18 protein-coding genes are annotated in these 20,618 nt (G+C 46.5%); 4 read left to right on the top strand and 14 right to left on the bottom strand.

The window, feature by feature from the left end:
- Positions 1–117: 117 nt before the first annotated feature.
- On the bottom strand, positions 118–1,764 hold the full coding sequence (locus Q1A40_RS15010) for an alkaline phosphatase (RefSeq protein ID WP_300001420.1): 1,647 nt from the start codon (positions 1,762–1,764) through the stop codon (positions 118–120).
- Between the two features lie 501 nt (positions 1,765–2,265).
- Here Q1A40_RS15010 and Q1A40_RS15005 point away from each other — a divergent pair.
- Positions 2,266–3,774, top strand: coding sequence for a rhamnogalacturonan acetylesterase (locus Q1A40_RS15005; protein WP_300001419.1), 1,509 nt, complete (start codon positions 2,266–2,268; stop codon positions 3,772–3,774).
- Between the two features lie 58 nt (positions 3,775–3,832).
- Here Q1A40_RS15005 and Q1A40_RS15000 read toward each other — a convergent pair whose 3' ends face one another.
- The gene (locus tag Q1A40_RS15000) at positions 3,833–4,309 is read right to left on the bottom strand and encodes a GNAT family N-acetyltransferase (RefSeq protein WP_300001418.1); all 477 of its coding nucleotides are present in this window, start codon (positions 4,307–4,309) and stop codon (positions 3,833–3,835) included.
- Between the two features lie 93 nt (positions 4,310–4,402).
- Here Q1A40_RS15000 and Q1A40_RS14995 point away from each other — a divergent pair, with 93 nt between their 5' ends.
- From Q1A40_RS14995 to Q1A40_RS14985, 3 genes are all read left to right on the top strand, one after another.
- Positions 4,403–5,326 carry a LysR substrate-binding domain-containing protein gene (locus Q1A40_RS14995; protein WP_300001416.1) on the top strand — a complete coding sequence of 308 codons (924 nt, stop codon included), beginning with the start codon at positions 4,403–4,405 and terminating at the stop codon, positions 5,324–5,326.
- 196 nt (positions 5,327–5,522) lie between these two features.
- Positions 5,523–6,233 (top strand): DUF3592 domain-containing protein, encoded by a 711-nt coding sequence (locus Q1A40_RS14990; RefSeq protein WP_300001414.1) that lies wholly within the window; start codon positions 5,523–5,525, stop codon positions 6,231–6,233.
- A 553-nt stretch (positions 6,234–6,786) separates the two neighbouring features.
- Positions 6,787–7,905 (top strand): NADH:flavin oxidoreductase/NADH oxidase, encoded by a 1,119-nt coding sequence (locus tag Q1A40_RS14985; RefSeq protein ID WP_300001412.1) that lies wholly within the window; start codon positions 6,787–6,789, stop codon positions 7,903–7,905.
- 209 nt (positions 7,906–8,114) lie between these two features.
- Here Q1A40_RS14985 and Q1A40_RS14980 read toward each other — a convergent pair whose 3' ends face one another.
- The 12 genes from Q1A40_RS14980 to Q1A40_RS14925 form a co-directional block, all read right to left on the bottom strand.
- On the bottom strand, positions 8,115–9,758 hold the full coding sequence (locus Q1A40_RS14980) for a thiamine pyrophosphate-binding protein (RefSeq protein ID WP_300001410.1): 1,644 nt from the start codon (positions 9,756–9,758) through the stop codon (positions 8,115–8,117).
- A 187-nt stretch (positions 9,759–9,945) separates the two neighbouring features.
- Positions 9,946–11,415 (bottom strand): aldehyde dehydrogenase, encoded by a 1,470-nt coding sequence (locus Q1A40_RS14975; RefSeq protein WP_300001408.1) that lies wholly within the window; start codon positions 11,413–11,415, stop codon positions 9,946–9,948.
- Positions 11,416–11,427: 12 nt separating this feature from the next.
- The gene (locus Q1A40_RS14970) at positions 11,428–12,219 is read right to left on the bottom strand and encodes an aspartate dehydrogenase (protein ID WP_300001406.1); all 792 of its coding nucleotides are present in this window, start codon (positions 12,217–12,219) and stop codon (positions 11,428–11,430) included.
- Positions 12,220–12,230: 11 nt separating this feature from the next.
- Positions 12,231–13,025, bottom strand: coding sequence for an SDR family oxidoreductase (locus tag Q1A40_RS14965; protein WP_300001404.1), 795 nt, complete (start codon positions 13,023–13,025; stop codon positions 12,231–12,233).
- Positions 13,022–13,864: an alpha/beta hydrolase gene (locus tag Q1A40_RS14960; RefSeq protein ID WP_300001402.1), complete on the bottom strand. Its 843-nt coding sequence runs from the start codon at positions 13,862–13,864 to the stop codon at positions 13,022–13,024. Before Q1A40_RS14960 ends, Q1A40_RS14965 begins: the two co-directional genes overlap by 4 nt.
- Before the next feature lie 15 nt (positions 13,865–13,879).
- Positions 13,880–14,392 (bottom strand): cupin domain-containing protein, encoded by a 513-nt coding sequence (locus Q1A40_RS14955; protein WP_300001400.1) that lies wholly within the window; start codon positions 14,390–14,392, stop codon positions 13,880–13,882.
- A gap of 25 nt (positions 14,393–14,417) precedes the next feature.
- On the bottom strand, positions 14,418–15,698 hold the full coding sequence (locus Q1A40_RS14950; RefSeq protein ID WP_300001398.1) for an MFS transporter: 1,281 nt from the start codon (positions 15,696–15,698) through the stop codon (positions 14,418–14,420).
- An 18-nt stretch (positions 15,699–15,716) separates the two neighbouring features.
- Positions 15,717–16,931 (bottom strand): FAD-dependent oxidoreductase, encoded by a 1,215-nt coding sequence (locus Q1A40_RS14945; protein ID WP_300001396.1) that lies wholly within the window; start codon positions 16,929–16,931, stop codon positions 15,717–15,719.
- Positions 16,932–16,935: 4 nt separating this feature from the next.
- A complete protein-coding gene (locus Q1A40_RS14940; protein WP_300001394.1) occupies positions 16,936–17,862 on the bottom strand; it encodes a VOC family protein in 927 nt (308 codons plus the stop codon).
- A gap of 109 nt (positions 17,863–17,971) precedes the next feature.
- Positions 17,972–18,748, bottom strand: coding sequence for an IclR family transcriptional regulator (locus Q1A40_RS14935; protein WP_300001392.1), 777 nt, complete (start codon positions 18,746–18,748; stop codon positions 17,972–17,974).
- A gap of 33 nt (positions 18,749–18,781) precedes the next feature.
- The gene (locus Q1A40_RS14930) at positions 18,782–19,537 is read right to left on the bottom strand and encodes an SDR family oxidoreductase (RefSeq protein WP_300001390.1); all 756 of its coding nucleotides are present in this window, start codon (positions 19,535–19,537) and stop codon (positions 18,782–18,784) included.
- A complete protein-coding gene (locus tag Q1A40_RS14925) occupies positions 19,530–20,570 on the bottom strand; it encodes an aromatic ring-hydroxylating dioxygenase subunit alpha (RefSeq protein ID WP_300001500.1) in 1,041 nt (346 codons plus the stop codon). Before Q1A40_RS14925 ends, Q1A40_RS14930 begins: the two co-directional genes overlap by 8 nt.
- Between the last annotated feature and the right edge of the window lie 48 nt (positions 20,571–20,618).

The following is a 20,618-nucleotide window of genomic DNA, read 5'->3' as shown; positions in this document are numbered from 1 at the left end:
CGGGCAACTTGAAGTATGACGGGTATAAAGAGCGTTCTTCAGAAGCGGTATTTGACGGGGCAGAAAAGAAGATGAGTAAAGCTCTGCACGCGCGAGCTTTACTCAATGAGAGTGGAATTATTTAATTTGGTCTACGAGTGACTGAGAAACAAACCAGCGAGAACCGTTATAGACATTGACGCCTTCTGAAACGACTTCTTTATCGTTCAGCCAGGCAATGCTTTTATTACGGGGGATCTTCAGTGTCTGATCGCCTTTTTTCACGACCAGTACCGGGTTCTCTGCATCAGTAACATCTTCAGTGACGGTTGCGCCTTTAGCTTTAAACTCAGTATCTGCGTCGAGGAACAGGCGGTTAGTGGTTTGTTCTAAGTCGACATCGAGCGCTGCTGCCATAAATTGCGCCACTTCGGTGTTATCCATTAAGCCACCCAGCAGGCGACCGCGTGGATCGTAGCTGTACAGCACCACATCTTCACCGGTATGTCCGTTAGTGGTGAAGCCGATTTTTGCTCGCTCAGCAAGAATAGGGCCGACGACATAGTTCAGTGAGTCCGCTTTGGCACCCATAATATTCTTCACTTCAGCATCGGTTAAATCATCAATACCCAGCCACTCCTGGGCTAAGGCACGAATTTTTACCGGATCTTGTTTCGCTGACTGAGTTTCAAGTATTGCTTCAAAGCCTTCGCCAGTGACTTTCGCTTTTTTCAGTGGATCGACAAAACTTGTCCAGTGAGTTTTATCATAATTGGTTGAGGTCGAACGGTCGCCGATCGAAATACCTGAGTTACCGTGGTCGGTCATGGCAACAATTAAGGTATTACCGTCTTTTTTCGCGAACTCAACCGCTTTGGCTACGGCGTTATCAAATGCCAGGACATCGCTGACAATACCGACCGGATCATTAGCATGGGCTGCCCAGTCAACTTTTGATCCTTCCACCATTAAGAAAAAGCCATCCGGATTTTGCGACAAGACGTCAATTGCTTTTTGTGTCATGTCGCCCAGTGAGGGCTCCAGCGCCGGATCACGGTCTAAGTCATAAGAGAGTGCGGTGTGTTTATCTGTCTTACCAAAAACACCAACCAGTTTTTTGCCATCAAATGCATTGAGCTGATCGGGGGTATTAATAATGGTATAGCCACGGGAAGTGAGGATTTTAGCCATATCTTCTTTATCAGCGCGGTTCTCAGCTTTCAAATATTTAGCGCCGCCACCTAAAATCACATCCAAGCCATTATAGACAATTTGCTCTGTCAGATTATCGTAGCTTTTACGGGAAGGGTCATGAGCACTGAAATCAGCAGGTGTGGCGTGCATAAATTCGCTGGTACTGATAATACCGGCAGAGCGACCACTGAGTTTTGCTGCTTCCAGCAGGGTAGCGACAGGACGCAGTTCTTCTCCCTGACGGGGCGTTTTGACTCCCGGTAAATCATATTTTTTCCCAGTACTGGCGATATTACCGCTCTGGGATTTCCAGCCTGAGGAAAGAGCAGAACCAGCAGGAGCCGAATCGGCAATAGTACCATCCCCATTCCAGGTGCTCATTAAGCCACTTGCTAGCGGGTCAAGCGCAAGAGATTCCCCTTTATAAAGCCGAGCAAGCGTTGTACCTGTCACACTCATTCCATCTGGGATCATCACGATCACATTTTTAATGGTTTGTGGTTTTTCGCTCGTAGTGGCAGCAGCTGATAATTGTGGGAATGCCAGTGAGACTGACACAGCGGTATAAACAAGTGATTTTAAAAAGCGCATAAATAATTTATTCCTGATAGAAATAATAAAATTTGTGAGCCAGGATAGTAAGCAACCAATATTTCAATTTTATTAAAGATGTAAAAAACATATCTATTGCTATTTTGTCAAAAATCAGTATTCAGAAATATTCTGCTGCAGGCTGGATTGTAATGTGGCATTAGTTCGAAAAAACCGTATATCCGGTTTCGTCTTTGTCATCCATCACCGTCAAGCCTGTATAGCAGGCAATAACCCCCTCATTTTCTTCACTTCAGTAATCAGATTCTTTCCTGAATTTGTGATCTGCGTTATTAAAACAATGTTTCATTTTTGATAGATTTTGCAGGCTGATATTGATTATAAATAATTTAGCAGTTGGTTTTTTGATATCCAAATAGACTTGGGTAATTCAGCATTATTTATCTTACCCATCTTGATTTTTTCTTTTCCAGCACTGCTACAACTTGAAGTATGACGGGTATAACAGATATATATTCTGATTGTAGCGCAGGGGTTCTTATGCAATTAAAACCATACGCCATAACATTAAGCTTGTTGCTCTCTACTTCCGTCATGGCGCAGACGACATCTATCCAGGGCGTTGCTGCTGTAGGAGGCCCTCTTGCCAATGCCAGTATTACCGTTTGCGATGCGCAAGGAGTTCGCAACGTATTACAGACAAATACAGAGGGTAATTTTGGATTATCTGCCAGTGATATGACAGCCCCAATTTTATTGAGTGTGCAACAAGGGGATATACAACTGGCCGCGGTTCTGGCCACTTTGCAGGAAAATGTCGTTAATATTGCGAATATTAATCCGCTGACGGATAAAATAGCCTCAGTGGTAGCCAAAACCGATCTTGGACTACAAGGCTCGTTGCAACTGATAGCCGCCTGTGCTCCTGCGGGAGCGAAAATTACCACAATTGAGGCGGCCAATAATAAACTTCGTGCCGATCTGTTTGATGCACTTAAGGCTGCCGGTGTCAGTGACGCGGAACATTTTGATCCTGTTACCACTTTAATGAAAGCTGACCATACGGGAGTCGATGCTGTTCTGACCCAGCTATATTTTAATCGCGACGGTTTTAGCAATGCGAAAATAACCGAAAGAGGCGCTACTGCGCTCTATGATCGTAATTTGATGGAGATCCGTAGCAGTAATCCTCTCGATCCACATTTAAAACCCTGGAGCGATTATAAAACCCGAGTCTTTATTGCCGGTGACTCAACTGCCAGTAATTATCCGGCAGAAGTTCTGCCGCGCATGGGATGGGGACAAGCATTTAACCGTCAGTTTAAAACGGATGCGGATGTTAAAGTCATCAACGTTGCACAATCAGGCCGTAGCTCGCGCAGTTTTATTACTGAGGGTTGGTTTGACTTGATAGCTGGGAATATTCAGGCGGGCGACTATCTGTTGATCCAGTTTGGTCACAATGATGAAAAATGTAATGTCACAGGCGATACCGACTGGACCTTCCGTTGTACCTATGCCAATGCTGAAGACGGGACACCCCGTTTCCCGGCTAACAGACCAGACTACTCGTTCCAAAAATCACTGGAAAAATATCTACAACTGGCCAGTGATAAAGGGGCTATCCCGGTACTTATCACTCCAGTAACACGTATTATCCAGGATAAGAAGGTTACCAAGGAAGTTGCCGGACTCTTTCCGATTACCACCAGTACTCATATCACCACCAAAGGTGATTATCCGGGGAGTTACTCGCAAACCATTATCGATACGGCAACCGAAAATCATGTTGCGGTGATTGATTTGGATACCCGCAGCCGAGAGTTTGCTAATAGCCTGGGGGAGCCTGAGTGGAAAAACTACTGGCTGGGGGTTACTGATGTGACTCGCTATCCTTACTACGCTGACGCAACAACAACGGGCAATATTATGAATCCTGACCGGACGCATTTTCAGGAAAAAGGCGCTGAGGCGATAGCCGCTATTGTGGCCGAGGAGATTAAAAGTCATCCAGAACGCCTGCAAGGTCTGGCAACCTTGTTGAAGTAAGCACATCGCTGACGGATTAAGCGGGCTGTCGTCAGGATAGCCCGCTAGCCGCCGCAGATTATTTGGCGAAGTTGATTAACGCATCGCCAGACAGGCGATAGCGGACCCACTCACCTTGTTCGATAGCCCCGATACTGAGATAAAAATCGATAGCCGGTTGATTCCAGTCCAGTACGCTCCACTCCAGACGACCACATTTTCTTTCCACGGCATACTGCGCGATGGTTTTCAGTAATGCCTTTCCGGCACCTTGTCCCCGGGCAGCAGGCGAAACATACAGGTCTTCCATATAAATGCCATTGCGGCCAAGCCAGGTCGAGTAGCTGGTAAAAAAGACGGCGTAACCGACGGTTTTGCCTGCCACCTCGCAGATTAATGCTTCTGTTTTGCTGCCTTCACCAAACAAAGAATCTCTGATTTCATCGGCGGTAGTGACAACTTCTTCCGGTGCTTTTTCATACACCGCCAGCTCATAAATCATATCGTAAATAGCTTGCGCATCTTCTGGGGTGGCCTGGCGGATGATTGTACTCATGGTATTCCTGTTTTTATCTGTCGGGTTTACATTGCTGGCTGCAAGCTTAATCGCTATTGTTAAAAGAATTAAGTGCAATGAAATCACATATTGATGAATATTATGCATCCGGCACTGCGCCGTATTGATCTTAACCTGTTACTGATGTTCGACGCTATCTATCGCCATCGCTCTGTTCGGCTGGCCGCAGAAGAGCTAATCATCAGTACTTCAGCACTCAGTCATGCGCTAACACGCCTACGCAGTGCGCTGAACGATCCGCTATTTTATCGCGAAGGACACCGCATGTGCCCGAGTGTCTACGCCACTCAACTGGCACCTTCGGTCAGTTCTGCGCTGACGTTTTTAAACCAGCAACTCACACCTCAGCCAGATTTTTCCCCTTCAGTCAGTACCGATTGTTTACAGATAGCGATTACTGATTTCACCGCTTTTTGTATTTTTCCGCCATTAATGGCCCGACTACAGGCTATCGTGCCTTATCTCAGTTTTGAGTTTCGCTACTTGCCGCACAGCCCGGCACTGACCGAGCTCTTAGCCGGAGAGGTTGATTTAGCGCTGGGATTCAATGCGCTTAATGAACATGAACATCCCGACCTGGAAGTCATTCGCTGGCAGAAAGATGAGTATGTTGTTATCAGCAATATCAATCGATTACAGTTAACATTGAGTGACTATCTTGCAGCCAGACATGTGGTTGTCACTCCATGGAATGAGACTCAGGGAGTGCTTGATATTGAACTTGAACGTCTGGGTCATACCCGAAAAATTGCTATTAAAACCCCCTCGATGTTGAGTGCCCCCTTTATTATAGAGAACTCAGATCTCCTGATGGCCATACCTAAGAGTGCTGCTGAGAAATTTATCCGCACGGCTCGGCTTAAAATTTTTGCGCTACCTTTTGCCGTAGCGCCTTTTGAAGTAAAGATTTATTCACATATTCGTAGTGGAAAGAGCGGGGCGACACACTGGTTGCAGCAGGAGCTACAAAAAATTTCTGATGAATTATCCAATTAGTCAGCATAAGAAAAATCTTTAATTCTGTTTATTTTTAAATTTTCCGATTTTTCCTCTGTAAACGGCCATGCTACTGGTAGCACACTCTTCAACGTGCACTCACTGGCCTGCATTCAGTGAGTATCCTGGTATCCCATTCTCTACTTTTGCGGAATAAGCGGGGTTGACGCACTGTAAAATCGAAATCGAGGATCAAATGAAGACAATTTTTGGAGCTATGCGGGTAATCGGATTACTACTGTTGTGCCTTGCGAGTTATTTTGCCTATACGAATTATGCTTTTCAGCAGGAAGCCTTACATGCTGAAGGAAAAATTACCGATCTGCGTTACAGCCGGAGCGATAGTTCATCTTCACCGGTCTGGTATCCTGAGGTAACTTTTATTGATGATGCTGGAAAAACCGTGATTTTTAAGTCATCAGTAGGGAGTTCATCCTACCGTAAAAGCCTTGGGGAAAACGTTGATGTTATCTATCGTAAAAATGCATCAGTAACTACTGCTCAGATAAATAGTGTCACCAGCTTTTATTTTGACACTATTTTTAGTGCCATATTTGGTGCTGTATTTTTATTTATTGGTGCAATTGGATATGCATTATCAAATAAAGCTGGAAGATACCGTAAACTGCTGCGCGAGGGGAAACCCTTAGAAACTAAAATTGTGAATGTTGAGTTAAATACAGCGATTAGCGTTAATGGGCGTTCTCCGTGGCGAATTGTTTCTCAGTGGCTAGATCCACAGACCCATCAGATATATGTATTTTCTAGCGAGAATTTCAATTACGATCCATCGCCTTACATTCAAAATGATAAAATTACTGTTTACGTAGCACATAATAACTATAAAAAGTATTTTGTTGACACCTCTCACTTTCCTGAAAAAATTCCAGATGAAAAACTGATATAAGTTTATTGTTGAGGTGATGTTTTTGACAGAAAATAGAATTTATTTCATTTTTTCCGGTTAAAAAATAACAATATATTATGAGCATTATTAATTAGTTTATATGGCTGTGGCTAGATATGCCAAGTTTAACCTGGTATGAATGTTACGGATAAAACAGCCGCTTCTCCCTATATTCTTAAGGAGAGACCTGCAGCGAATTACTCTGATTCACTATGGGAATATTGGGTTCAGCATGCTCCAGATTCGGCTATCCAGTCTGTTATTGAGAAAATGTCGTTCAGTGGTCAGATTATCAAGATGAAAAAGGGCGCAATGAGGTACTGGAGCGGGCTGAACTGGGTGCCTACAAGCAACTCGAATTATTTTGGCGATATACCTTTATCTTAAGGGGAACGATGCTGAAACGGGTAATCAACGAATTGAGGATGTTTGCGGTTTAGAAAAATAGCTGTAGAAACATAAACAAATAGGTTTTACCTTAACTGAATCCAGCGCTATTCTGCTTTTACTGGAAACGGAATGTAGCCACAGTTAACCATTTTAAGAGGTAACTATGAGTCAATTATTTAGCTCAGCACGTATTGGTGAACTGACGCTGGAGAACCGCATTGTGATCGCGCCGATGTGTCAGTACTCGGCAGTGCAGGGGAAGGCCACGAACTGGCATCGTATCCATCTGGGCGGTTTGGCTCTTTCTGGAGCGGGTTTATTGATTCTGGAGGCGACGGCCGTTGAACCTGTCGGGCGAATCTCACCGGATGACTTAGGTCTGTGGGACGACGAGACTGAATCTGCATTGCAGCAAGTGGTGGACGATATTCGCACTTGGTCACCGATACGCCTCGGTATTCAGTTAGGGCATGCGGGGCGAAAAGCTTCCAGCCGAGCCCCCTGGAAAGGTGGCGGTCAGTTGCCTGAAACTCAGGGAGGCTGGCAAACGGTGGCACCCTCTGCTATTGCTTTTGCAGAACAGGATATCTTACCCGTTGCGTTAGAAGATACCGATTTAGCGCGTATTAAGCAGGCATTTGTTGACAGTGCGCTGCGCGCCGTCCGCGTGGGTATTGAACTGATAGAGATACATGCCGCACACGGTTATCTGTTACATCAATTTTTATCGCCACTGAGCAATCAGCGACAGGATCAGTACGGCGGATCGCTGGAAAATCGGATGCGTTTTCCATTGGAAGTGTTTGCTGCTGTGCGCAAGGCGGTTCCCTCTACCGTACCGGTGGGTGTGCGTTTATCGGCAATCGACTGGGTAGACGGTGGCTGGGATGTTTTACAGTCGGTGGTATTCAGTCAGCAGCTCGAATTGCTCGGATGCGATTATTTGCATGTTTCCAGCGGAGGATTATCAACGGCACAGACTATCACCGTGGAGCCGGGCTATCAGTTGCCTTTTGCCCGTGAAATCCGTGAGAAGGTGAGGATCCCTGTTATTGGCGTCGGTTTAATTACTGAAGCTGAACAGGCTGAAGCTGTGATTGTCCGGAAAGATGCTGACTTTGTTGCTCTTGGTCGGGTGATGCTCTACAACCCGCACTGGCCATGGCAGGCAGCAGCGGCGCTTAATGCCCAGGTTCAGGCACCACCGCAATACTTACGTTCTGAGCCACATGGTTTAAAAGGGACGCTGGTATATAAAGCGAAAGACTCGCTGCCTCGGTAATATTTAAAAAATAGAGAGGGATGTACCCCTCTCAGATTGCTGACAAAGAAGGAAAAAATGTGGTTTTTCCTTCTTTGTGTTATCAGCCGAAAATCAACAAATTGATTTTCCTGTTTATTTTCGTAAATAAGCGCTGAGAATCAGATATCACTTTAGCTTTGTCATCAGTCTCGGAGGGATGTATTCCTCTCTATTTTTCATTCGACAAATCAGAAAAGTTTTTTCTGAGGTGGACCTGAAAAATTCATCTTGCCGATATTATTCATTAACACTTCAACCACGACAGGTTTTTTTAAATCAACAGCCTGCTGGATAGTCGATTTAAAATCGCTCGCTTTATCTATCGTGAACGCAGTAATTCCCATTGATTGTGCTAGCGTCGTAAATGACGGCGTCAGTAATTCATTATAATACTGGCGACCAGCGAAATATTTTTCCTGAATGCCGCGCATGACGCCATAGCCATTATCATTCATGATAATTAATACAACGGGTAGTTGCTCTTGTGCCATAGTTGCCAGTTCGCCAATACCGAGCATTAAACCGCCATCACCGACTAAGCCAATCACTGGGGTTCCTGGATTTGCTTTTGCAGTACCAATCGCCATGGCCAGCCCTAAACCAATAGCACCTGCAAGAGAATGAATATTCTTCATGGGTTGAGCGGCTTTTAATAACCGGCTTCCCCACAAGCTCCCGGATACTGTAATATCGCGTACGAATATCCCACCCGAAGAGAGCGCGTGCTCAACGGCATCGCTCAGTCCGCTGTACGCACCGCATTGTTCACGTAGCTGTTGTTCTGCTTGCTGAACAGCCTGTTGTATTTGCTTTTTCCATGACTCAGATACCGGCTGATTAGCTCCCTCCATTTTATCGGCAAGTGCTTCCAGCAAACTTCTGCAGTCTCCGGTAACGGTTAAGTCAGCAATATAGTTTCTATTCCCAGCAAGGGGGTCAATATCCAGTTGAATAACGGGATGTGGCAAAGGTAATGACCATGTTTTGGTTTCATTGCTGCGTAAACGAGAGCCTGCAACCAGCGTTAAGTCGCAAGCCCGCATTAAGGCTTCAATAGAATCTGCGTTATGAAATGCACGTAAACTAAAGGGGTGATCGTCAGACAAAATGCCTCTGCCGTGAGTACTGCTGATAACGGCGACACCCTTATCGGCAAGGCGTTTTACCGCATCCCCTGCTTGTAGCGCTCCCGCGCCAATCCACAATAATGGTCGTTTTGCCTGCTGCAACTTTTCCCAAATAGCGTTGACCTGGTCCGCCTGGCAAGCGGGTAATCCGCATGGCTCAATAGGGGCGCTAAGGAGAGAAAGTGGGATCTGTGTACTTTGAATATCAATAGGAATTTCAATGGAAACCGGGCCGCAAGGCACAGTTTGAGCGACCTGAATAGCTTTATGTAATACCGCTACTGCTTGCTCCGCGCTATGAACCCGAAAAGCTTGCTTTGAAGCAGAACGTAAAAAGCCCAGTTGGTCAGGTGTTTCATGAATAAAGCCGGCATCCATATCCAGGTAAGCCTTTTCCACCTGGCCTGTGATATGAATCATTGGCGAGCAGGCATTCATCGCCTCAATCATAGAGCCCACGGCATTACCTGCCCCCGCTCCTGTACTGGTTAATGCGACCCCTAACCCACAAAAACGGCTATGAGCATCAGCCATGGTTACGGCTCCGGCTTCACCTCTGCTGGGCGTAAAATGAATGATTTCCCGACGGCCGATAGCGTCAGCAATCGGTAAATTATGAATGGAAATAACCCCGTAAACTGTGGTGACCTGGTATTGCTCTAATGTTCTGGCGATAGCTTCGCCAACCGTAATGAGGTGAGACATTATTTTCTCCTTAGAGCCTATCCCGTTAGGCTGTTTTATTTGCGCTTTTTCCCCAGACAGTGCTCCGAGTCTTCACGTACTGCATGTACGCTGAGCTCTTTCGCGCTGTCCGTGGCCAGCATCGCTGCAATAATGGCGCCTGTTGGGATAGGCTTTTAATATATAAATAATTTTTTTGACCGATGAGCTATTCACACCAACGGTTTGGCTGTGGGTTGATTGCCAGAAAAAGGCTTTTTTGTTGCATATAAGCTTTAAGGCTTTCGAGGCCTTTTTCTCGACCAAGGCCACTTTCCTTAAAACCACCAAAGGGGGTCGAGATAGAAAAGACTTTGTAGGTATTTATCCAGACAGTTCCTGCTTCAAGGGCATCGGCGAGTTGAAAAGCACGGCTGTAATCACGGGTCCAAATACCGGCTGCCAGGCCATATACCGAATTATTGGCTTCCTGGATGAGTTCACTTTCGTTATCAAAAGGAATAACCACTAAAACAGGGCCGAATATCTCCTCCTGACATGCACGGGCATGATTACTCAACCCTTCAATAATGGTGGGGCAAAAATAGTTACCTTCTTGTAGGGCAGGGTCTGCAGGCACCTTGCCGCCAAGACGAATTGCTCCACCTTCCTGAATGGCAAGGTCGACATAGCTTTGTACGCTCTGACGGTGTGCAGGTGAAATTAACGGACCAATATGAACATGTTCTTGTCGGGGATCGCCGATAATGAGTTTCTCGGTCAGACAGGTGAGTTTTTCCATAAATGCATCATAGATATCTCTGGCGACAAATACGCGAGAACCTGCAATACAAGCTTGACCCATTGAACTAAAGATACCGTAACAAACACCATGTGCCGCGAGATCAAGATCGGCATCCGCCAGAACGATAGTGGGTGATTTCCCCCCTAATTCTAAAGAAGTGGTGATAAGCTTATCTGCTGCAATATGGGCAAGTTGGCGGCCGGTATTCGTACCGCCAGTAAATGAAATTTTGCGCACCAGTGGATGACGTACCAGAGCATCACCCACCACAGAACCTTTCCCCGGCAGAACACTCAGTAAGCCACTCGGCAAGCCAGCTTGTTCAAAGATTTCAGCCAGTTTTAAGGCCATCAGCGGTGTGGCTTCTGCCGGTTTTAAAATAACGGCATTACCCGCGGCAAGTGCTGGAGCAATTTTTTGCATATCACTGGCAATAGGGGAATTCCAGGGCGTAATGGCAGCAATCACGCCAATTGGCTGATAAGTGCTAATCGTCATCAAGTCAGGATGGCGACGAGGAGGCAGTTCTCCGCCTGAAACTTCACATACCGCAGCAAAATAGCGTGCTGTAGAAGCGGCACTCATGACCAGACCTCGGGCTTCTGCCCAGGGCTTGCCGTTGTCGAGTGTTTGGAGTCGTGCCAGCTCTTCACATTTTTCATCAATTAACGTACTGGCTTTATATAAAATAGCGGCGCGTTGATGAGGAGGCAGGTTACGCCATGACGGTTTTCGCCAGGCGACATCAGCGGCAATCACGGCATCTTCAACATCTTCAAGACTGGCGCTATTCAGTGTGGCAACCAAGTGATTGTCCCCGGGGAAACGTGACTCTATTTCTTTTCCACGACCCGGCTGCCATTTTCCACCGACAAAAATATTCATTTTGTTCATTATTCTCTCCTGTCAGATGAAATCTTGTTCAGTAATACGACGGCAAATTTCAACCGCACTTAAGGCCGATAACATAGAGGTTTTCGGGTTAGAGGGCAGAGGATTGCCGTTGAGCTCAATGCAGAACTGTCCAAAATCCCCTTTTACTTCAATGCGATGACTGTTCTTCGTAGTGTGAGGATCGACAATCAGTTGCACTTGTGTTTTTTTCATTCCGATACCGTAAAGCGCCACGGTGGCGGCAACATTGGCATTTGCCGGAAAGCTGAGAGCTGCCTCTTGTGCACTACCTGTAAAAAAGGTCGTGGCTTCCGTCACTTCTGCTAAATCGACGTGTTGTTCTGCGGGGCTGCCACGCCAGCTGGCAGGACTTTTTCGCGATTGATAAATAACCTGAGTAATTTCAGCTTCTTTGGCTGCACGTAGGCCATCAAGTCCTGCAACGGCACCGGTTAGCGGGATCAGCTGCCCATGGTGTAGCCTGGCCTGTTCGGTTAAATATTGTGCTGTTTCGGCATCAGCCAGAACACCTGTTGAGATAATGGCAAGTGTCCAGCCACGTTGTAAGACTGCTGGCGCATACTGTTTAACGGCCTGATGGCTGGCGCATTCCAGTACCAGGTCCGGTTTTTCAAGGACATGACTGATATTGTCGACAGGCGTCACTGCTCCACTAAAACGTTCAATAATTGCCTCGTGGTGATGGGAACGCGCGACAATCCAGCGAAGTGATATCCCGCCAGGTAAGCGAGTCATAACTTCTTCAGCCATTGCACCATAGCCAATAAGCATTAACGTTTTCATATTAAAATCCCTTAAATGTGATGAGCAAAACCGCCAGAAACATCTAAAGCCGCACCTGAGGTAAAAGAGGCCATAGGGGAAGCCAGAAAAACCAATGCACGCGCAGGCTCTTCAGGCTTACCTAACCGTTGCATGGGAATACCTCGGTTTTTGGCAATATTGCTTATCCATTGCTCCCAGCTTAAATCTTTGTCGCTACGGTTTTCGAAGCGGCGATACCACTGCTCAGACTCAACCATGCCGAGCAGAATGGAATTGACACGAATTTTCTTGGGTAACAATGTCTTGGAAAGGTTTAATGTCATATTTAATAGTGCGGCTCTCGCAGCGGAGGTTGCCACCATGTGCGGCTCGGGTTGCAGTGCGAGTAAAGAGTTAACGCAGGTGATTGAAGCAATATCTGATTGTTCTAAAAGCGGCAGAAAGGCATTCACCGGATGAATAACCCCAAACAATTTCAGACGGGTTTCATTAAGCCAGGCTTCTTCTGGCGTATCGGCAAAATTCGCGACGTAGCCTTGTCCGGCGTTGTTAATCAGTAAATCAACTTGCCCGTATTGCTGGCGAACCTGTTCTGCAAAACCTTCTGTTTGCGTTTTATCTAATACGTCACAGGATGCGGTTATAAATCGTCCTTGTGGATAGAGAGCGGTTAATTCATCTTTGGCAGCCTGTAATTTATCAATATTCCGGCCACAAAAAGCGACTTTGCACCCTTCATCAAGTAACAATTTGACTGTCGCAAAACCAATACCTGAGCTTCCTCCCGTCACGACGGCAACCCGGTTCATTAGCTGTAAATTCATGAGGATTTCCTTTGCGAAGCTATCGATAAAAAACGTGTTAACTGGCGATTAAATGCTTCAGGTTGATCAAGATAGCTGGCGTGGCCTGCTCCTGAGATAACTGACACCGGGCACTGTTTCTGTTGCGCTAACAGACTGACTTGTGACGGTGACGTAATGGTGTCTTCTGCGCCGACGAGCATTTCAAGTGGCCCGGTATAGGCATTTAAATACAAACTGATATCGTCATGGGCCAGCATCCATGCTGCGGACAGAAAACCTTGCGGATTAAGCTTGCCCATAATATTTTTGACCCATTCGATTTTTTCAGGCGTTGCGTCGGGTGATAGCAGCGCGGCAGCGCGGTGCTGTGCCCAGGCTGCGATACCTGACTTAAAGACAATGTCGTGCCTTTGGCTGTACACACGGTTACGTTCTTCGAGGTTTTTCGTCGCGTAGCCTTGTGCCGGGTCGGCAAGAAACAGGCCGTTAACCCGGTGTGGATGCAAAGAGGCAAATGCACAGGCCATCAGTGCGCCCAGGGAGTGGCCGATTAATACGACTTGCTGCACTCCCAATCCATCCAGAAAAGCCTCCAGGGCATCGGCGTAATCGAGAGCAACGGGTGTTGTGGTGTCCAGTTCTGTACTGTTCATATAACCGGGGGCATCCCAGCAATAGAGATGATAGCTGTCGGTCAGTGATGAGGCTGTCAGTTGTGAAATCCATGATGCGGAGCTTGAACTGATACCGTGAAGTAATACCACCGCATCACCTTGTCCCGCTTCCCTCCAGCTAAGACGGTATTGACTAAAATCGCCCAGTTGCAGTTCCGGTAGATGTTTAATGGACAGACTCATCTCTGGCTTCTCCTGTTATCCGCGTTTAATTTTTGATAAAGGATGATCTTCCGGATAGGTTGGAATAGCCGGTTTTTGTGTCCCAATCATCACGCACATCAGGGCTTCTTCTTCGCCATGGTTAAATAAACCGCGATAGATCCCGGCCGGAACAGAAATTAAGTCACGTTCTTTCAGGACCGTTTCATACTCTTCGTCACCGTCTTTGATAAAAAGCGTTATTGTCCCTTTGAGCATAAAGAAAACTTCTTCGACATCAGGGTGTAAGTGCAGGGGACCTTCACATTTTGATGGCAGCACCATGGTCGAAAAGGTGAAGTTTTCCGCAGCAACGGTATTGACGTCATTGGCCACACCCGTGGCGCCCGTTCCGATATAGCGCATTTGCGCGCGACGATATTTAGCGTCGTAATCAGCCTGGAATTTCAACGCGTTCCAATCATATTTACGGCCTTCAAGACGGGCGACTCTGGACTCAATCCATTCCGCCATTGAAATACCCTGTGGTTTGATTTGAGGTTGTGACATAGCGTTATCTCCTGAAAGACAGTGTTTAGTATTTTTTAAGTAATGGCAGTAGCAGCAAACTACCCACCAGACCAATGATGACGATAAATAACAGCCCGCTATCCATGGTATGAGTGAGGGTGATCAGGATGCCCATAAGCAGAGGCGCTGCGGCTCCGGCAAGATTTCCTAATCCGTTAAAGATGCCACCGGCATGGGCGCTGACCTGTTTTGGTGTAGCTTTAGCCAGTAGGGCAAAGATATTGGGCGCGCCAGCCCCCCACATACACATGCTGAATGACATCATCAGGATAATGCTGTAAGTACTTGTTAAGAAAAGAACCCCTGCCAGTCCCAGTACGGCACCGAGTAAAGAAATAAAGCAGACTAACGCTCTACGATCGTAGCGATCTGACAACCACGCGCCGATTGCTTCACCAAACAACATGGCAATAAAAGGCAGAGAGGAAAGAATACCTGCATGTTCCAGATGAATAGATTTCCCAATTATCAAATAGCTGGGTAGCCAACCATTCATCCCCCAGAGATAGACCAAAAATGCGATATTAAATATGCAGATAATCCAAAAGTCGCGGCTCTGGTATAAGCGCTTTTTATCCGTCTTCAGGGCTGCCTGCTGCTCTGCAGGGGGGGCTTCTCCTGAAGGGGTTTTTAGCTGCGCGTTACGATTGACTAAATTGGGATGACGAATACCAATAATGACGAGCCACCAAACCGGGACGGTGAAAGCCGCCATAACGAAAAAAGTACTTTGCCATCCAAAATTATTTAATAAATACAATGAAATAGGGAATCCGAGCGCAGCGCCTAATGGCGTGCCCAGTAACCAAAGCATGGTTGCGCGAGCTTGCATTTTCGGCGGAAAGGTTCGACGAATAATGGCATAGGCAATAGCCAGCAGGGGGCCTTCTGCGATACCAAGTAAGACGCGAAGAAAAATCATGGTGCCGTAATGATGGGTAAATCCCATAAATATCATTAAAATGCACCAACTACTGATCATGAATAGCAGCATTTTTGTCGGATGAAAACGGTCGCCAATGCCGCTCAGTAGCATGGATGAAACGCCATAAGCGAATAAAAATGCGCTCATCAGCAGACCTAAACGAGTGGGATCAAAATCGATTCCTAATGCTCGCTGAAATTTTTCGTCGGAAAAGAGTGCCGCGATACTGATTTTGTCGAAAAATGCGAGTAAAACGCAGGAAAATAACCCGATTGGAATTAACCAATTTACTTTTTCAGGGACTTCCTGCGCATCAGCGATATTTTCATCGGCTGATTTAATGATGCTTTGATTCGCCATGATTTTTCCTCGCTGGCACTATTTAAGTGACATCAGTGAAAATGTGGGGTCGGCAAGTTCTGAGGGAATTAATTTGCGTTGATTCTGCAGCCAGCGTTTACCGAGCTTAATTGCTCGCGCATCATTAAAGGCCACCATTTGAACCAGCTGATTGGCCTCATTGAGCGCAAAGTGGACCTCTGAGTCTGTGGTACGACGCTGGATATGCTGTATAGCTTGTGGACTGGGAATTCCCAGAATTTGTATATTGTCCTGGTATTGATCCGACCATAGCCAGGCGGGCTCATTGAATCCTGGCGATTGTGGATTGAGCATCGCTTTTGCCGTGGTGATGGCCTGGTTTTGTGCATAAGCCCATGACTGCAAACACAGCGAGAGTGTCGGATGACAGGCGACATCTCCGGCAGCATAAATATCGGGATGGGAGGTTTGTCCATGCTCATTGATAACAATTCCATGGGTCACCTCAAGACCGGCTTCTTTGGCCAGTTCAAGATTTAGCTCAACGCCAATACCCATTACGGCAAGATCAAAGCGTTGCATGGTGCGCTGCTGGCAGGCAATCTGGAGCGATAACGGGTCTTCGCCGATCTGGATATCACCCGCATCGGTGATTAGCTCTACGCCTGCATTTTGGTGGCGCAGCGCCAATGCCTCAGAGACATTTTGCGGTACGCTGCGTTCACATAACCGGCTTTGGCGTTCGAAAACAGTGACTTCAATACCCATTTTGCGAGCAGAAGCCGCGACTTCAAGACCAATCCAGCCACCGCCGATGATGGCGATTTTTTTTGCAGATAACAGGCCAGATCGCAATGATTGCGCATCGTCCCAGGAACGCAGGGAGAAGACCCGGGGATGTTGCCGCCATGCATCTGAAAGATAGCGAGGGCGACCACCGGTAGCAATCAGCAACTTTTCAAAAGCGAGCGTTCGCCCATCGCTGAGAGTAATAGACTTGTTCGTGGTATCAATTTTACGGGCGCGTACGGGCCTGAACCAATTTAATTGCAATGAATGTGTATCATCTTCACTGAAGATGCGTGATAGCGTGGCATTGTCTTGTGTGAGTATCGCTTTAGAGAGCGGGGGCCGCTCATAAAAGTCATAGTTTTCATCACTAATAACAGAAATAGTGCCCTGGTAGTTCTCTTCTCTGAGTGTTTTTGCAGCCCAGCCACCCGCCTGACCACCACCAATAATCACAATGCCGCCTTGAATTAAGGAACTCATCGCATTACCCCTTAGCCGGTTTGACTTGACGACGCGTTTCATAATCTAAACCGCCTTCAACTGCCCATTCGGTAAATGAAACAAGTGAATGCTCGAGTTCGCGTGGCTGCCAGTTTTCAGTGAGGTAGTCATCGTTGGTGTAATATTCGAATGCACCGCCGGTTGGACTGTTCACATACCAAAAGTAAGCGGAGGAAATAGGATGACGGCCGGGGCCAATAAATGTGCTCCAGTGGTGACGGTTCATTGCTAAACCACCGCCAATCACTTCATGGATATCACGAACGGTGAATGCGACATGGTTTAAGCCACTGCCGCGATGTGGCAGCTTCAGTAAAAAGAGATTGTGGTGAAAGCCATTGATTTGCGTACGCAGAAATACAGCACGATCAATGTAGCGATCGGACACCTGGAAACCGAGTTTCTGGCAGTAAAAGGCTTCTGTAGCGCTAAGGTCATCGACAAAAAATACAACGTGTCCGATATTGATAGGCGTTGCTTTTTCGTAAACCGGGCTAGGTTTATCAACCCGACGAATATCGCCCCACTGATTAATGCCAGTGATATCGACTTTAACCTCTTTTTGTTCTGAGAGACAAAATGCGACCATCATACCGTTTGGGTCGCGGCACTGGGCTCCCGTCTCTGTCAGCTGAAAATCATCACAGGTCTGAAGATGATTAATGATTTTATCCAAATCGGCAGTATTCTTAACTCCCCAGGTAATACGTCTTAAAGTAGATCCGGTTTCAAAGGCGCTGGGGAGGGCGCTATCATTGATGGGCGATAAAGAAATTTTTGCGCCCGATAAAGTGGTAAATAGTGAAGGATCTTTCGCTGAAACCTGTAAGCCAAAGTCATGTAAAAATTTTTGACAGGCGCCGAGATCTTCAACGCCGAATTCTAATTTTTCAATTCCTGTCACTGACATAACTTAGTCCTCTGTAGAGGGTTATATTGCCTGAGCTGTTTTTCGGGCGATAAGCTGCCCGGGTTTATGGCAATAAACCTGAAAAATGGGTGTCGATTTTTAGTGAATGCTAAATAACTTTTGCCGGACTTATTCCACCAATAAACTCAGTCAGCTTTTCGGCTGCGCAGCGCACTTCATTTTGTAAGTATTGGCGCTCCTGAGCAGGAATACTGTCCGCCGGTACCATAATACTAATTGCTGCTTCAACACCGTTGCTTTGGTTATAAACCGGATAAACAATTGAAGAGATACCGTGTCGATAAAATGACTCACCAATGACAAAACCACGCACTTTGTCAGCCTGGATCATGTCCCAGAATATTTGTTTACTGCCTGCATTATCCGGAAGCTCCTCATCCGGATAGAGGAGATCAAATTCTGGACGGGTTAAACCGCTTAATAACATTCGACCTAAAGATGTACGATGAGCTAATAAGCGTGTTCCGACACTGACATGATTAATTTTTGATTCAGCACCGCTTACTCGTGCGATATAAATAATGTCTCTGCCATCACGAATAACTAAATGGCTATTGCATTGACTACGGTCGCGTAAATGCTCAATTATCGGTTGGCCTAATTGTGTTAAATCCAGCGATGCAATATAGCCAAGACCAAGACTCAGTACTTTACGACCCAGTGAAAATGCCCCTGTCCGTGGGTGCTGGACCAAAAAATCTAAATGCACTAATGTCTGAATCGCGCGATAAGCCGTGGCTTTTGGCATATCGACCAGACGCAGGATCTCGGCAAAGGTTAATTCCCGATGCTGCTGTGCAAGCAGCAACAGTAGCTGTAATCCTTTTTCTAAACCGGGGATCAGATACTTACATTTTGAATCCAATGTCTTAACCTCCCCGCCCGTGCGGTTTGTGGATTAGTTAAAAACAAAACCGCCATTGACCGGAATAATTTGCCCGGTAACAAAGTTAGCCATTGAGGAAAGTAAATACAGAGCAGTGCCCGTGACATCTTCAGGCATTTGCTCTCCGCGCAGTGCCCGCCCATTTTCATATAGCTGATGACGTTCCTGTGGAACATATTCTGTCGCTTCAACTTTCGTCAGGCCCGGTGCTATAGCATTGACACAAATGCGATATTCCCCTAATTCACGTGCCATTGAACGAGTCATACTGATGATGGCGCCTTTACTGGCGACATAAGCCATTAATCTGGGCGCACCCCATAAAGCGGTATCTGAGGCGATATTGATGATTTTTCCATTAGCGCTTTGTTTTAAAAGCGGTAATGCCGCTTTAGTGACGAGCCATGTGCCTTTTACATTAACGGCCATAACCCTGTCCCAAAGTTCAGCGTCATATTCGTCTAACGTTTTACCGCCAACACCGGTTGCCAGAGCGGCATTATTGATAAGCCCGTCAATAACGCCATTTCGGGCGATATTTTCAAAGGTTTGATTGATTGAAACTGGGTCAGCAAGATCAATCACATAGCTTTCTGGTTCATATCCTTGCAGGCGTAATGTCTTGGTACTTTCCTGTAAACGCTCAGCAAGAATGTCACATAAAATAACCTTAGCGCCTTGTTCCGCACAGGCTTGAGCAAAACTAAAACCCAGGCCTCTTGCGGCCCCGGTGATCACAATGCGCTTTCCTTCCAGTAGCTTATGCATGCTCAGTTTCCTTGCCATAAATCAGCGAAAACTGTTTTTTTGCTTCCCGCTGCATGATGCGACGGAGCCGGGATAAACCAACATCGTGTTGATAGAGAAACTCATGATTCCGCGCGTTTGGCGCTAAGTTTTCTAAAATCATACGATCTTGCTCTAATACGTCCCAATGCAGTCCTTCCAGGCGATTACGATACATAAAACGCCAAAGGTCACGTTGCCAGTCTTTGACTTTACGGATGCGCCAGAAGAATACGCGGCAATGATCTTTGTCTTCAGGAACGACCATACCAATAATCCAGAAATGGCCGCCCGGTCCAAACCGCTTTTGATACGGAATGGATAAGCGTAACCAGTCTGCGCCTGTACTCGCATATTCAACCCAGTCGAAGTTGACGCCTGTTTGATTATTTTTACGGAAAATAAAGCCTGTTTTTGTGGCTTCGAGAACCATTTCAGACTGCTTATCACCTTCGGCCATTGAATGAGAAGATGAGTGCAAGTAAGTGCCATGCATTGGGTCCATGACATTTTCAAGCGCATACTGATAATTGCATTTCCATGATGCGGTGCAGAGGAAGTGACTATGATTTTCTTTGTTGGCTAATTCTTCAGGAAATTCCAGCGTGGGTGGTGTTTCTCCCTCTACAAGGGCGAAATAGAGAAAAATAGCGCCGTGAACTTCTTGAACGGTGTATGTCTTTAAGCATTTTTGGCCTTCAAGAGGGCATTGGCTAACCGCCGGAACGCTTTTGACAATACCATCTCCACCGACTTCAACACCGTGGTACCAACAGGCAATACGTTCACCCAGATTCCAGCCCATAGATAAACGGGCTCCGCGATGGGGACAGCGGTCTTCCAGGGCATGAACTTGCCCCTTATCATCGCGCCATAAGACAATTTGTTCTGCGAGACGAGTAATACCAACAGGATTGCTGCTTACTTCCCAGCTGGATAATACCGGATACCATTGTCCTCGTAAGCCAGTATCTAAATACTCTTGATAGTTTTGAGGTTGTGTATTTATTGCCATCATGTGCTCCCGATTATCAAAGTTTGTTATTATTTTTTTACAAATTAC

This window comes from uncultured Cedecea sp. (assembly GCF_947498825.1).
Classification (GTDB): Bacteria; Pseudomonadota; Gammaproteobacteria; order Enterobacterales; family Enterobacteriaceae; genus JGM124.
Note: the sequence above shows the minus strand (reverse complement) of the source record. Positions and strands in the feature narration are given on the sequence as shown.